The sequence below is a fragment of the Candidatus Pelagibacter sp. PS_16 genome (assembly GCF_059417965.1).
The window spans coordinates 845,277-859,810 of the sequence record NZ_CM182074.1 but is presented as its reverse complement, the minus strand read 5'-3'; the positions used below and the strand labels follow the sequence as shown (position 1 = coordinate 859,810).

The 14,534-nt window shown below is 33.7% G+C and carries 14 protein-coding genes; 5 read left to right on the top strand and 9 right to left on the bottom strand.

All coding sequences use genetic code 11. The features are described 5' to 3' along the window. Window positions 1-10: 10 nt before the first annotated feature. From AC5SL0_RS04610 to AC5SL0_RS04570, 9 genes are all read right to left on the bottom strand, one after another. On the bottom strand, window positions 11-1,411 hold the full coding sequence (locus tag AC5SL0_RS04610; RefSeq protein WP_494617954.1) for an ammonium transporter: 1,401 nt from the start codon (window positions 1,409-1,411) through the stop codon (window positions 11-13). A gap of 125 nt (window positions 1,412-1,536) precedes the next feature. Further along, entirely contained in the window at window positions 1,537-1,938 is a 402-nt protein-coding gene (locus tag AC5SL0_RS04605) for a hypothetical protein (protein WP_006997978.1), read from the bottom strand. Between the two features lie 9 nt (window positions 1,939-1,947). Beyond that, on the bottom strand, window positions 1,948-3,372 hold the full coding sequence (locus AC5SL0_RS04600) for an FMN-binding glutamate synthase family protein (protein WP_271616929.1): 1,425 nt from the start codon (window positions 3,370-3,372) through the stop codon (window positions 1,948-1,950). Next, entirely contained in the window at window positions 3,372-4,226 is an 855-nt protein-coding gene (locus AC5SL0_RS04595; RefSeq protein WP_011282296.1) for a GltB/FmdC/FwdC-like GXGXG domain-containing protein, read from the bottom strand. Before AC5SL0_RS04595 ends, AC5SL0_RS04600 begins: the two co-directional genes overlap by 1 nt. Further along, complete coding sequence (locus AC5SL0_RS04590) at window positions 4,214-5,158, bottom strand: class II glutamine amidotransferase (RefSeq protein WP_011282295.1); 945 nt, start codon at window positions 5,156-5,158, stop codon at window positions 4,214-4,216. Before AC5SL0_RS04590 ends, AC5SL0_RS04595 begins: the two co-directional genes overlap by 13 nt. A 24-nt stretch (window positions 5,159-5,182) precedes the next feature. Then, the gene (locus tag AC5SL0_RS04585; protein WP_494617952.1) at window positions 5,183-6,652 is read right to left on the bottom strand and encodes a glutamine synthetase family protein; all 1,470 of its coding nucleotides are present in this window, start codon (window positions 6,650-6,652) and stop codon (window positions 5,183-5,185) included. A gap of 71 nt (window positions 6,653-6,723) precedes the next feature. Further along, complete coding sequence (locus tag AC5SL0_RS04580; protein ID WP_494617950.1) at window positions 6,724-8,052, bottom strand: NAD(P)/FAD-dependent oxidoreductase; 1,329 nt, start codon at window positions 8,050-8,052, stop codon at window positions 6,724-6,726. A 100-nt stretch (window positions 8,053-8,152) separates the two neighbouring features. Beyond that, on the bottom strand, window positions 8,153-8,503 hold the full coding sequence (locus tag AC5SL0_RS04575; RefSeq protein ID WP_494617948.1) for a hypothetical protein: 351 nt from the start codon (window positions 8,501-8,503) through the stop codon (window positions 8,153-8,155). A 3-nt stretch (window positions 8,504-8,506) separates the two neighbouring features. Beyond that, window positions 8,507-10,834 carry a trimethylamine N-oxide demethylase gene (locus tag AC5SL0_RS04570; RefSeq protein WP_494617946.1) on the bottom strand — a complete coding sequence of 776 codons (2,328 nt, stop codon included), beginning with the start codon at window positions 10,832-10,834 and terminating at the stop codon, window positions 8,507-8,509. 115 nt (window positions 10,835-10,949) lie between these two features. Between AC5SL0_RS04570 and tmoX the strand changes: the two genes are divergently transcribed. From tmoX to tmoW, 5 genes are all read left to right on the top strand, one after another. Continuing rightward, a complete protein-coding gene (gene tmoX, locus AC5SL0_RS04565; protein WP_006997986.1) occupies window positions 10,950-11,894 on the top strand; it encodes a trimethylamine N-oxide ABC transporter substrate-binding protein TmoX in 945 nt (314 codons plus the stop codon). Window positions 11,895-11,984: 90 nt separating this feature from the next. Next, window positions 11,985-12,464, top strand: coding sequence for a hypothetical protein (locus AC5SL0_RS04560; protein WP_006997987.1), 480 nt, complete (start codon window positions 11,985-11,987; stop codon window positions 12,462-12,464). Between the two features lie 34 nt (window positions 12,465-12,498). Continuing rightward, entirely contained in the window at window positions 12,499-12,876 is a 378-nt protein-coding gene (locus AC5SL0_RS04555) for an MORN repeat-containing protein (RefSeq protein WP_006997988.1), read from the top strand. 11 nt (window positions 12,877-12,887) lie between these two features. After that, window positions 12,888-13,436 (top strand): hypothetical protein, encoded by a 549-nt coding sequence (locus tag AC5SL0_RS04550; protein ID WP_011282290.1) that lies wholly within the window; start codon window positions 12,888-12,890, stop codon window positions 13,434-13,436. 72 nt (window positions 13,437-13,508) lie between these two features. After that, a complete protein-coding gene (gene tmoW / locus AC5SL0_RS04545; RefSeq protein ID WP_006997990.1) occupies window positions 13,509-14,534 on the top strand; it encodes a trimethylamine N-oxide ABC transporter ATP-binding protein TmoW in 1,026 nt (341 codons plus the stop codon).

Below are 14,534 nucleotides of genomic sequence, written 5' to 3'. Positions count from 1 at the left end.
TTTTTCTCCTTTACCTAGTTGAAGAGGCGACCGCTTTTTCAGCTTCTCTATCGTCCTCCATTATTTCATAGTCTAGTCCTGCTATTTCAACTTCACGCGGTATTCTTAATTTACCAAAAGCGCTTAGTATTCTAGCAATAACGTAGCCTGGTAACATTCCAAGAACTCCGAACATTATAATTGCTCCAAGGAATTGTCCCAGTGGATTGATTGATGCATAAGTTGATCCGTCCCACATAGCTCCAACACTGTATCCAGATGAAGGATAGCCATTTAAAACAAACCCACAAATTACAAGACCAACAAATCCTGCGTAACCATGTACCGCTACTGCACCAACTGCATCATCAATTTTGAACTTACGTTCAACCCAGTAATGCATTTTATATGAAATAACTACACCGATTGCACCAATAAGCATTGCTTGTATCGGGTGATACAAATCATTACCTGCAGATGCACAGATGATACCAGCCAGTCCACTTGAGTAAGTCCAGAATGGATCACCTTTAGCGACCACGTATCCAGCCAATAATCCACCTGATAGTGACATCAAGAAGTTATAGGTTATTCCACTCAGTGTGGTTGGGGTTACATATATGTTTGTTGCTGTCCAGTACGTTACGCCTTCCATTCCATACTCAGGTCCAAGATCAAATATTGGTATATTACATGCCGCATAAAATCCCCAGAAACCAGTATAGATTAAAAATAATCCAACTGTAACTAGCCATGGGTTTCTTGGTCCTATATTTCTTGGCTCACCACTTGATGAGAACTTTCCAATTCTAGGTCCTAAAACGATTAGAACACCTAAAGCAAACCCACCCGCAATTGCGTGAATTACTCCTGATGCGTAAGCGTCATGATACCCTAAAATTTTAAGCATCCATCCATCAAAGTGCCATCCCCAAGCAGCATCAATTACCCAGAAGCACGAACCAATTGCAATTGCTAAAATTCCAAATGCAAAAGTTGTAATTCTTTCAATGATTGCCCCAGAAACAATTGAAGCAGCTGTCCATGAAAATAGTAAGAATGCAGCCCAGAATACTCCACTTATACGATCACCTAAATTGACCGCCATAAATTCAGTATTTGCTACATACCATTTCGCACTAAAAGTACTTTCGTCAGTAATTAATGCTGAACTCTCATTCATTATTGAAGGTGCTATTCCCGGTCCTGTTGGGAAAGCCCAATAAATCCACCAACCAAAGAAAAACCAGGTTACCGTTACTAATGGTATTACCATGGTATTTTTCATTAAAGTATGTTGGTGATGTTTATATCGTGAGGCTCCAACTTCATACATACAAAACCCGACGTGAATCAGGAACATTAATACTACTGTTACCCAGTAGTAAAATTCTGTAAATATAACTGTAAGAGCGCCTAATTGATCATCCATAATCTCTCTCCTATTAGTTTTAAGAAAGACTATAAAATTTATAGAGACGTGACAAACTATACATTGCTTAAATAAGCAAGTAATAACTACAAGTTTTGAAAAATAATCAACCTTTGATTGAGGTACTAAAACTTAAGGTAAGCTTTTTTCAAATCAACAAGAGGGTGCTTTTTAGACATTTGAAACTTAACTAAAAGCTCTCTTGCGATCATATCTCTGTCTTGTTGGTTGTTTGGCAATTTGATTGATTTTGGAATTGTAACCCAGCCATTTGCATTTCTACAAAATACAGCAGGTCTATCTTCTTCATAACCCATGTGTATATCTTCTAGCCAATTAAGATCATCCCATCCCATTGCCTCAATATACTTTTTTAAGAATGGAGTAATTTTTTTATAATCAGGGAGTAAGTTAACATCATATCTATAACCAATATGTTGCCCAATCATTTTTTCTCTAGCAGTTTCTTTAGACTTTCCACCTAGATTTTCTTTTTTTACTTTTATTTTTGTTTTTTTCTTAACCATATTTACCTCTTATATTTTGTGATAGTTATCAACACCAACAGTGAAGTTGGTTCCTGTTAAAGGAACTTTTGCTAGTGCAGAAGCTTCCATTGTTAGAGCAGCTAAATCCTCTGGTTCTAATGAGTGAATATTAGTTTTACCACAAGCTCTTGCTAAAAGTTGAGCCTCTAATGTCATTGCATGCAAGTAATTATAAACTCTTAAAGCAGCATCATCAGGATTTAATCTAGCTCTTAATTTAGGATCTTGGGTTGCAACACCAACTGGACAACGACCAGTGTGGCAGTGATAACAGTCACCAGCCTTAACACCCATTTCTTTTTCAAAGTTTGCTTCTGGAATATCTTTATTACAGTTTAAGGCTATTAAAGCACCAGTTCCAATTGCTATTGCATCAGCACCTAGGGCTAAAGCCTTTGCCATATCAGCACCATCTCTAATACCACCTGCATAAATTAAAGTTACCTGTCCAGTTTTACCAACATCATCAATAGCTCTTCTTGCTTCTCTGATTGCAGCAATTCCAGGGATACCAGTGTTTGCAGCAGCTATATGTGGACCAGCTCCAGTTGAACCCTCCATACCATCTAAAAAGATTGAGTCAGGATTACATTTTGCAGCCATACGAACATCATCATAAACTTTTGATGCACCTAGTTTTAACTGAATTGGTACTTTGTTTTTTGTAAGTTGTCTTAATTCTTCAACTTTTAAAGCTAAATCATCTGGGCCTAGCCAGTCAGGGTGTCTTGCTGGAGATCTTTGATCAATACCAGATGGTAAAGACCTCATTTCTGCAACTTGATCAGTAACTTTTTGACCCATTAAATGTCCACCCATTCCAACTTTTTGTCCTTGACCAATAAACACTTCTATTGCATCAGCAAGTTGAGCGTGGTGAGGGTTAAACCCATATCTTGATTGAATACATTGGTAATACCATTTTTCGGAATACCTTCTTTCATCTGGAATCATTCCACCTTCTCCTGAACAAGTAGCACTTCCAGCCATTGTTGCTCCTCTTGCTAAAGCAGTTTTAGCTTCATAAGAAAGCGCACCAAAACTCATACCTGTAATATATACTGGTATATCTAGTTCAATTGGGTTTTCACAATTAGGACCAATAATAGTTTTTGTTTCACATTTTTCTCTATAACCTTCAATTACAAATCTAGTAAGAGTTCCTGGTAGGAATACTAAATCATCAAATGTTGGAATTTTTTTCATTAATGCCATTCCACGCATTCTGTATCTTCCAAGTTGAGCTTTGATGTGAATATCGTCTATAACCTCAGGAGTAAAAATAGCGTTGTGACCTAATAGACTTTTGTTTCTTTTACCATCTTCGTGTGTATGAACATCAGCTTTTCCACCAACACTTCCATTAGTTTTTTTTAATTTTTTACTATTTTTTTTAACTTTCTTTTTAGCCATTAGATAGCTCCTTTCTTTTCATGAGGTTCTAGATTGTCATAGTTCCAAAGTTTTTTACCAGCTACAATTTTAGTCATTTTACTAACATCAAATTTTTCACCAATTTCTGCAACTTTTAATTTTCGTTTTAACCAATCTTGATCACTAGCAGTTAGATCAGCAGGCACAGCATCACTTCCAAATGATCCTATTTTTCCACCAATAAAGATTGTGCCATCATACATAGAGTCACCCAAGTTTATTCCAACATCACCAAGAATAATTATTCTTCCTCTTTGCATCATAAAACCAGTGAACGCTCCAGCATCACCACCAACAATGATAGTTCCACCCTTCATGTCAATTCCAGTTCTTGCACCAACACTTCCTTTGCAAATTAAATCACCACCTCTTATAGCGGCACCAAAGCAAGACCCTGCATTTTTCTCTATAACAACTTTTCCTGCCATTAAGTTTTCTGCACAAGACCAACCAACTCTACCATTAATTCTAACAGTAGGTCCATCACACGAACCCATACCAAAATAACCTAAACTTCCCTCAAAAATTAAATTTAATTTATTTAAAATACCAACCCCTAAACTATGTTTACCTTGAGGGTTTTTAATAACAATTGTGCCAAATCCTTGGCTCATTAAGTTATCAATTTCTTTATTAGCTTCTGGAGCTGTCATATCTTTAACATCTAGCTCTGTTCTTTTATTAAAATCTACATCGTAAGTTCCAAAATAATAAAGGTTTTCACCTTCATCAGGATTAAAAAACTTTTGTTGAGTTCTTCCTGTTAAAACTTCTGAGTGCATACCCATTGACTGGGCTTTAGTTTTTTTCTCTGTATTCTTTAAATTTGCCATACTTTTACCTCTCCATCAAATGGATCATATGTATCTATCTCTTGTGGTAGAACTGATCTGATTGCTATTTCTTCTGAGCCCATTGCCACTAAATCATCTGACTCATAAAGAACCAAAGGTTTTGCAGCCATAGTATCTTTTGCCATTCCTAAAGAATCTTTAGTTGCAACAAAATATGTAAACACTCCATCAAGACCTGTTAATGAAGCTTTCATGCCCTCTTCAAGGCTTGCTCCTTCTTTCATTTTTTGAGCAATATAAACCGCTATTAATTCTGAATCGCACTCAGACATAAATCTCATGCCTTTATTTTCAAGCATTCTTCTATTGTTCCAATAGTTAGTTAACTGACCGTTATGAACTACTGATACATCACTGAAAGGATAACCCCAAAAAGGGTGGGCTGATTTAATATCTACACCAGATTCTGTAGCCATTCTTGCATGGCCAATTGCATGAGTTCCAACTACTTTACCTAAATCATACCTATCAAGAACCATTTGAGCATTTCCTAAATCTTTAATTACCTCTAAGGATTTTCCCATAGATAAAATTTCAACACCTGGAATACTTTCAATCTTTTGTGAAAATTCTAGTAGATCTTTTACATCATAATCAAGCTCATATCTCAAAGAGTAGGGTAAAATTCTTTCCTCTTTTACTATTTTAGCACCTAGTTCAGATAAATATTGATCAACAATTTTCTTTCTTTTGTCATAAACAGAAACATCTTCCATTATGGATGAACTTCCTTCACCAACATTTTCTCCAACTTTAAAACGCATGATAAAATTTTTACCATCAGTATCTCCATACAAAGCATAACCTGTAGAATCTTCTCCTCTATGTTTTAAAGCTTGAAGCATTCCTTGTAGTTCACTTCCTACATTTGATGATTTTCCTCTATGTATTAATCCTGCTATTCCACACATATATTTCCCCTATTTTATTAAAGATTACGGTAGACAATCTAGATAAGTATCTAGGTCCCACTGAGTTGTTGCCCCTAAAAATCTTTCCCATTCATCATTTTTATACCAATGGAAAACTTTATACATTTCATCTGGCATAGCCGCTTTGATCACTTCATCTTCTGCCAGACGATCTAAAGCTTCACCTAGACTTAAAGGTAATTTTTTAACTTCTTTACCAGCTGCCTGAGCATCGTACATACTTCTAGATTCTGGTTTTCCTGGATCAATATTATTTGTTATCCCATCATCAAAACATTTCAATAATCCTGAACCCATCAAGTAAGGATTATGCATTGAGTCAACTGAACGATATTCAAATCTTCCTGGTGCAGAAACTCTTAATCCACATGTTCTGTTTTGAAATCCCCAATCAGCATAAACAGGAGCCCAAAAACCTGTATCCCATAATCTTCTATAAGAGTTTACAGTTGATGATCCAATTGCAGTTAATGCACCTAAATGTTTCATTACTCCACCAATTGCTTTTAATCCAACCTTACCTGGTAACTGAATATCTTTAGTATCAGGCATAAAGTAATTAGTTCCACCTTCAACATAAGTGAAAACATCATCCATCGCTGGTATTGATTTGTGGGATAGTTTATTAACTTTATCTTTTCCACCTTTCCACAAAGACATATTAGTATGACAACCACTTGCAGATACTCCCATAAAAGGTTTTGTCATAAAGCAAGCTATCAAATTAAACTCTCTAGCAACCTGCGCACAAATTTGTCTATAAGTTGAAAGTCTATCTGCATTTCTTAATACGTCATCATACATCCAGTTTAATTCTAATTGTCCTGGTGCATCCTCATGGTCACCTTGAATCATGTCAAAGCCCATTGCTCTAGCGTATTCAAAAACTTTCATAAACACTGGTCTTAACGACTCGAATTGATCAATATGATAACAATAAGGTTTTGAAAAACCTTTTCCTGTTGGAGACCCATCTTCATTTTTAGTCAACCACATCATTTCTGGCTCTGTTCCAACTCTTAATTGGTAGCCGTGTTTCTTTTTAAATTCTTGAGCGTGTATTCTTAAATTTCCACGACAATCTGATGTTAAGTGTGCACCTGGGTTTTCTCTTTCTTCTCTATTTCTAAAGCAAGTAACAAACACTCTTGCAACTTTTTTATCCCAAGGGAGTTGGCAAAAAGTTTCAGGATCAGGAATACCAACTAGCTCTTTTGCTTCTGGACCATAACCAATATAATCTCCATGACGATCAACAAATAAGTTAGCTGTAGCACCGTAAACTAATTGAAAACCTTTTTCGCAAGTTCTTTCCCAGTGATCAGTAGGAATACCTTTACCTACAACTCTTCCAGTTACTGAAATAAATTGAAAAAAAATATATTCAACACCTAGTTCATTAATCTTAGCTCTAACTTGTTTTACTAATTTATCTCTACCAGGTTGCCTAACGTGTCTATCTAAATCTGTCATTATCTCTCCCTCTAATGAATTTTTATTTAACGAACCGTAACTGAAAAATTTATTAGTGTCTAGGCTTGAAGTTAACTCCAAGGGAATGGACTGTTAGAAGTTGGGTGAAGTTCACCTTTCTCGTAACGGTTGAATCTAAACGGTTTTAATAAATCACTTTCAGTTCCAAGAATTTCTTTTGCAACAAGTTCACCCACACCAATCATTTTGTAACCGTGGTTAGCATCAGCAATCATATAAACATTTTCTAAAAATTTATCAAAAATTGGAAACGAGTCTGGTGTCATACATCCAAGTCCACCTGAAGGACCTTTTCTATAAAGATCAGATTTTCCTTCAAATCTTTTTTGACAATGCGCTAAAGCAGAACACCACATGTCATTAAAAGCTTCAGTGGTTTGAAACTCTGGAGATTCAATTCCATATGGGTCAACATTAACTTTGTCAAAATGTTTATCAACTATGTAAGGGGATGTTCCGCCTTGTACACCTAAACCTTCAATATCAGGTTTATAATAAATTCCCCAAATCTTATCTGTAATTAATTTTTTTGTTTTATCTGAATATAAAGGAGCCGTAGAGTCGACATGAATTACAGGTGGTTGACCACCATTATCCATTTTTAAAAAATCTGCATCAACCCCAATTACACCTTCTTGTAACATCCAGTATTTCCACATTTCAGTTTCATGAAATTTACCGTCTTTATCTTTAATATTAGCTGTTTTTGGAAGCTCTAACATATTCCAAAAATCTCTCACCCAAGGACCAGCACCAACAACAACTTGATCGCACTCAATAATACCTTTGTCAGTTTCAACACCTGTAACAGCTTTACTGTTACTGCCTCTTTTAAAACCTGTGACAGTTACCCCTTTAACAACCTTAACACCATTTGATGTTGATTTTTCTTCAAGCGCTTTAATAGAATCTTTATTAAATGCATAACCACCTTTTTTTTCATGAAGAACTGAAGTTATCCCTTGAGCTTGCCAGTCACCAAACATATTTTTCATATACTTCATGCAGTCAGCTTCACCTTCTATAAATTCTGAATCATATCCTATTGCTTTTTGTTGTTTAGCTATTGAAGCAACATCTTCGTGCATAACTTCCGGTGAAATTTGCAAATAACCGACAGAGTTATATTTAAATGCTTTGGGATCACTTTCCCAAACCGATACTGAGTGAGCCATTAATTCTCTCATAGCGGGCTGAAAATAATTATTTCTAACAACACCACAAGCAATTCCACTTGCACCTGCTGCGATATCTTTTTTTTCTAGAACAACTATGTCATTTTCGTTTTTATAAGTTTCAGAAAGTTTCCATGCTGTACTTAAGCCATGAATTCCACCACCTATAATTACTACTTTTGCTTTTTTTGGTAAAGTTGACATACCCAAACATTATTTTTATGGATAAAAAAAAATACAATTTTTTATAGATCTATAAATTATATATATAAATTATATATTATAGATTTTTTTTAAAAAGTGACTAATAACTTATCTTTTTCAGCGTATCTAAATATTCTTTAAACTCATTAATAAAAGACTCGCTAGGCATTATGTTTTTTATTCGCTGGTCAGTTGAAGTCTTTTCAAGACGAAAGAATCCTTTTTCACAAGCTTCATTAATAATCAATGCAGATTTTGGTCTAGAAGTTTTGAATAGTTTTGTCTTTAGCCCTTCAACAGATAACTTTTCATTATGTTTGTAAGCTGACATTACAAGTAGCATCATATGATAATGAGAAGGGGATTTTCTAAAAAAATAGTTGCTTGAAGTATGGGATTGCTTCATTTGGTCTTCCCAAAAACTTAAAAGATCTTTACTGTTATTAGGCATTTATTACGCTCTAACTCTTGATTTTGTTGGATCGTAGAAAGGAAAAGGTACAACTTTCGCTCCAATTCTTTTTTGATGACCATCAAGTTTACCAATTTCAACTTCAGTTCCAATCTCAGAATATTTTACATCTATTCTACAAAGCGCAATATTTTTTCCAAGTTTAGGGGATAGCATTCCACTTGTTATCACACCTACTTGACCACGACCTACATGAACACAATCTCCATGTAATGCCGGTTCATGACCTACTAATTCCAGACCAACTAATTTTTTTTGTGGATTTGCTTTTCTTTTAATTAATTCTTCTTTACCTATAAAATCATCTTCCTTAGTTTTAAGTGGAACTGTAAAACCAATTCCTGCTTCAAAGGGATCTGTTTGATCATCAAACTCATAACCATAAAAAATAAGTCCAGCTTCAATACGAACCATATCTAAAGCTTCTAAACCTAATGGAGTAATATTAAATTCTTTTCCTGCTTCCCAAACTTTATCCCAAACTTCAGAAGCATCTTTTGGATGACACCATATTTCATAGCCAAGTTCACCAGTATACCCTGTTCTTGAAATCATAATTGGAGTTCCTGTTTCATGATCTATTCTTGCAATATTAAATTTAAACCATTCAAGTTCAGTGATTGATGGTTGGATTGGCGCCGTCCATACAAACTTTTCTAAAATTTTTCTACTATTTGGACCTTGAACGGCAATGTTATGAATATGATCTGTTGCAGATTTTATCCAAACTTTGTAATTTTTCTTCTTAGCTTGTTCTTTTAACCATTCACCACTGTATTCATCTCCACCGATCCACCTAAAATTATCTTGCCCCATTTTAAATAAGGTTCCATCATCCAGCATGCATCCATTTTCATAACACATAGCTGTATAAACAACTTGTCCGATAGATAGTTTTTTAACATTTCTAGTAAGAGTGTATTGCATTAAATTTTCTGCATCAGGTCCAAGAATTTCAAACTTTCTAAGAGGTGATAAGTCTGTTGCAATCGCACTTTCTCTACAAGCCGTATACTCTTTTATTGTTCCTGAATTTGTAAAATTATTAGCAAGCCAAAAACCTTTATACTCAACAAAATTTCTTGTTAGCTCAGAAGTTTTTTTATGAAACCCTGTCTCTTGTGTTAATTTAGGCTCTGAGTCTGTTTTCATTCTAAATGCTATTGCTTTTGAATATTTTTTTTCCTTTGAATAAGTCCTAACAAAAATATCAGTTGGATTCCAGCCATTTGCAGCATCTACATCACATGGGCAAGCAGAGGATATACAAGTTAAATCTTTTAAAGCCCTAAACAAAACATAATCCCCTGGTCTTGACCAAGGCTCATCAAAAGATGCAACATTATTAGCGTCAATAGCAGTATTGAAAAAAAGATTTATTGCAGACCAGCTTTTTCGAGAATTGATGTCATATTTATCCAGCCTATTATTAAAATTATCTGTACAATTTATGTGCCCCATATATCCCATGTCTTCATAGTATTTTGATGTGCAAGCAAGATTGAAAGTATCATGTCTTCCAACGGTATCTCTCACAACTTCAATCATAGCTTCATGATCGCCGTCATAAAACTTTGAAAATAATCCTGGCCCAGGGTAGGCACCACCCATAAAGGTTCGTGTTGTTTTATCATCAATAATGCTTTCAATACCGTCATTTAATTTTTGTGTATCAAAAGCTAAAAAATCAGAACACTGTCTTCCACCTGGATCAATTATTTGAATATATTCACCAGCTTTAACACTGTAGGTTTCAGCAGTTCTTCTTTTTACAAGTTGTTCTATAATTGGATCACTAAGTGGATCTGGTAAGATAAATTGTTCATCAGTTTCAATAAATTTAGCTTTATTTAAATAAATTGTTAAATCTGTTGGAGGATTTTGTTCATGAACATTCATTGCATCACCAGGTGCAGCAATCATTACAATGCATTTATCTTTTGAGGTTAGTGTTATTTTTTCACCCATCAAGCAATCATCGTTAAAAATGATAGATGCTTTAGCATTACTTAAATTTAAGTTTTTTTTCTTTAAAATTTTTGAAATTTTTTCATCGTTTGAGATAGTTTTTTTTGAAAAATCTGCGTTAGAATTTTCTTTTAAATTTAAAATAGACAAATCAGATTTACCTTTTGAATTAAAAACAATTATTTCACAAATTTGTTTTCCTTCTTCATTTATTATTTCTATTTTATCTTCTGGTAAAACTTCTATAATTGATAAACCTCCACCTCTTACAAAATATCTTTCAACTCCAGGTGGTAACGTTCTTAAACCAGGACTTCGTATATCTTTACTAGTATGTAGCATTGCCAGTGTAAATTTTGATAAATTACCTTAAGCATAATATATTCATAAGGGATTGACTATAAATTTAATAAATGAGAACATACTTTTATAACTTAATATTAAGGGAGAGAGAATAATGAAAAAAATAGTATCATTAATGTCTGCCCTAGTAATTTCAGTAGTAAGTTTCGCTGGAATTTCTAACGCAGCAGACAGTAAAAAGCCCATCGTAATTCCAACTCATAACTGGTCAAGCCAAATTGTAATGGCTCACGTTATTGGTGGAATTTTCGAAAGTATGGGAAATAACGTAAAATACGTAAATACTGATTCACAAGCTGTGTATGAGTCAATTCGTCTAGGTGATGTAAGTTTATCTCATGAAGTTTGGGAATCTGCTTTTGGTAAATCATTTACTACAGCGCTTGATAAAGGTGGTTTAGTTGATTGGGGAGATCATGAAGCTCGAACGCTTGAAGATATGGGATATCCAAACTGGGTTGCTGAAAAAGGATTATGTCCAGGTCTACCAGATTGGACTGCTTTAAAAAATCCAGCTTGTGCTAAAAACTTTACAACACCTGACTCAGGTGGAAAAGGAAGAATGTTAGAAGGACCTCAAACTTGGCATGGAGATTTGATACCTCAAAGGGTTGATGCTTTAGGCTTAGGAGATCTTTGGACAGTTAAATTTGCTGGAAGTGCAGATGCACTTTGGGCAGAATTAGTAGCTGCTGAAAAAGAAGGAAGAGGAACTATAATATTCAACTGGACACCAAACTTTACAGATGGTGCTGGTTTTACATTTATAGACTTCCCTCCATATACTGCTGGTTGTAGACCAGAAGATGGTGGTGACGGTAAATGTGGTTCGCCTGATGGTTACTTGAAAAAAGCTGTAAATGCAGACTTTCCAAAAACTCATCCAGCTGCGGCTGCAACGTTTAAAAAGATGTCATTCTCTACAAGTCACATTGGTGCAATGGCTGCTTTAGTTGACGTTGACAAAATGACTCACGAAGATGCAGCTAAAAAGTGGCTTGCAGATAATAAGTCAGTTTGGACTCCTTTTACTAAATAAGGATATAAACAAATAATTTAAGATCTCCCCCAATATTTATTGGGGGGGATTTTTTTATAGGTAATTTTTCAAGAAACATTCATATTATTAATGAAAAAAATTATACAAGTTATGAAATATTTTTTTTACATTTCCATAAGTTTATTTGTTTTTAATTTTTCTTTAGCACAAGATGTGAATATAGAGGAAAATATTAGTCTTAGCTTTGTATGTGAATTAGAAAAAAAAATAGTTAAGAATGCAGAATATAATTATCAAACTTTTTTAGCTAAGGATTTAGAGGATAAAGATTTAGATAAATTTGAAATCAATGCAAAACAACCAAAAACACTTTTAATAAATGGATTATCTTCATTTCTTTCAAAAAAAGAAAAACTAACAGTTAGAATAGTAAACAAAGACGTAGTTTTATTTAAAGCTATTGATGAAGAAAAAAACTACTCTGAATCAGGAATTATAAATAGAAAATCTGGTGAATTAATTCATGAAATTACAAGAGACATGAAAAGTGAAAACTCTGAAAAAGATATTTCTTTTTATTCATGTAAAAAAAATGAGAAAAAAGTCTGATTTTTTTTTATCTAATTTTGTGTAAAATATAATAATGAAAAAATATCTTATTTGTATTATTTTAAGTTTTTTAACCACATCTATAGCCCTAGCCCGAAGTACCGGATGTAAAGAGGGAAACTGTGAAAACGGCTTTGGAAAATGGGTGTACACAGATAAAACCACCTATGAAGGAGAGTGGGTTCAGACGCAAAAAGAGGGTAATGGAACTGAAACTTGGCCAAATGGCTATATTTATAAAGGTGAATTTAAAAATAGCGAATGGAGTGGTCAAGGTATTTTAACTTTTCCTGATGGCTCAACTTATGATGGGGAATGGACTAATGGCTTCATGAATGGTGAAGGAAAATTTACCTGGTCCGATGGAAAGGAAAAAATAGGAATTTGGAAAAATGGGAAGTTACAAGAATAATTAAAATAATAATGGAAAAAAAATATTTAGATAAATTAAGAAACTTACCTCATGCACTTAATCAATTTGTTGGTCTTATTTCAGTTACCGTTGTTGTAATTTTATTTTTTGTAACTCTAAATATCTTTTTTGGTCAAGGAGATGAATTAGTTAAAAAGATGAAAATAGAAGAAGAAAGAATTGCAAAAGAAAGAAAACTAAGTGAACTGACATCAAGTCTTCCATCAGGTATTTTAGTAACTTTTGATGGAACGAATCATTTTAAATTAACAGATGAATTGTATGAGGCAGTTTGTAATGCAACAAAACTTATTCCACAACGTGCAATTATGGGTGCAAATTTTTTAAATTTTAAGGCACATGAAATTTATACTAAGAATGGAAATCTAATTGATGAAACATTTGTTAAATGGGACAAAGACAAAAACAAATGTATTACAGGTTATACGGTAAGTGGAAATAACATTGGGATAGATGAAACAATTACTGTTACTGGTGAAGCTTTAAGTTTTTTAAGTACTGGTATTGATACAAGAGTTTATTTTATTAAAAATTTTTAAGGAGGAAAAACAATAAATAAAAATAATATACAGTGTATTTTATTTCTATTTCGTATAACTTATTAATACATTATGAGCGATCCTGTAATTAAATGTGAATCAGTTTACAAAATTTTTGGCTCTAACGCCAAGAAGATGCTTCATGAAGCAAATGGAAATGTGGATGCAAAAACATTTCAAGATAATGGGTGTATAGTTGGTGTAAATAATGCCTCTTTTGAAGTTGTAAAAGGTGAAATGTTAGTTGTGATGGGGCTATCTGGTTCAGGAAAATCAACATTACTAAGATGTATTTCTAGATTAACAGATGCAACAAGCGGAAAAATTTATATAGACGGTCAAGATTTACTTACACTAAATAATAAAGAATTAATTGAACTTAGAAGAAATAAGATGGGAATGGTTTTTCAAAGTTTTGCTTTACTGCCTCATAAAACAGTTGTTGAAAATATTGCTTTTCCACTTCAAATCAAAGGGATTAAAACTCAAGATAGCATCAATAAAGCAATGGAAATGGTTAAACTTGTAGGTCTTGATGGAAGAGAAAACTACTTTCCAAGAGAACTTTCTGGTGGACAACAACAAAGAGTAGGTATTGCTCGATCATTAGCGGTTGAGCCCGATATTTGGTTTTTAGATGAACCATTTTCTGCATTAGATCCATTAATTAGAAAAGAAATGCAGGATGAATTTTTAAGACTTCAAGAAAAGTTACAAAAAACAATTATGTTTATTACTCATGATTTTGATGAGGCATTAAGACTTGCTGACCGTATTGCAATTATGAAGGATGGAGTTATTGAGCAATTGGATACACCCGCCAACATTGTCTTAAATCCAGCAACTGAATATGTAAGAAAATTTACCGAAGAAGTACCTAGGGGAAAGGTTCTAAAAATAGCAGATCTAATGGAAAAACCAGAAACTGAAAATTTAAGTGATTTCAAAGTTTCGAAAAATGAAATAATTGAAAATGTGGCTGAAAAAATTTTAACTCAAGAAAAATCTGTAGCTGTTACAGATGAAAATAATAAAATTGTTGGAAGCGTTCACCCCTCAAAAATAATTCATACTGTTTTTTCAAGGGAGAAAAAATAA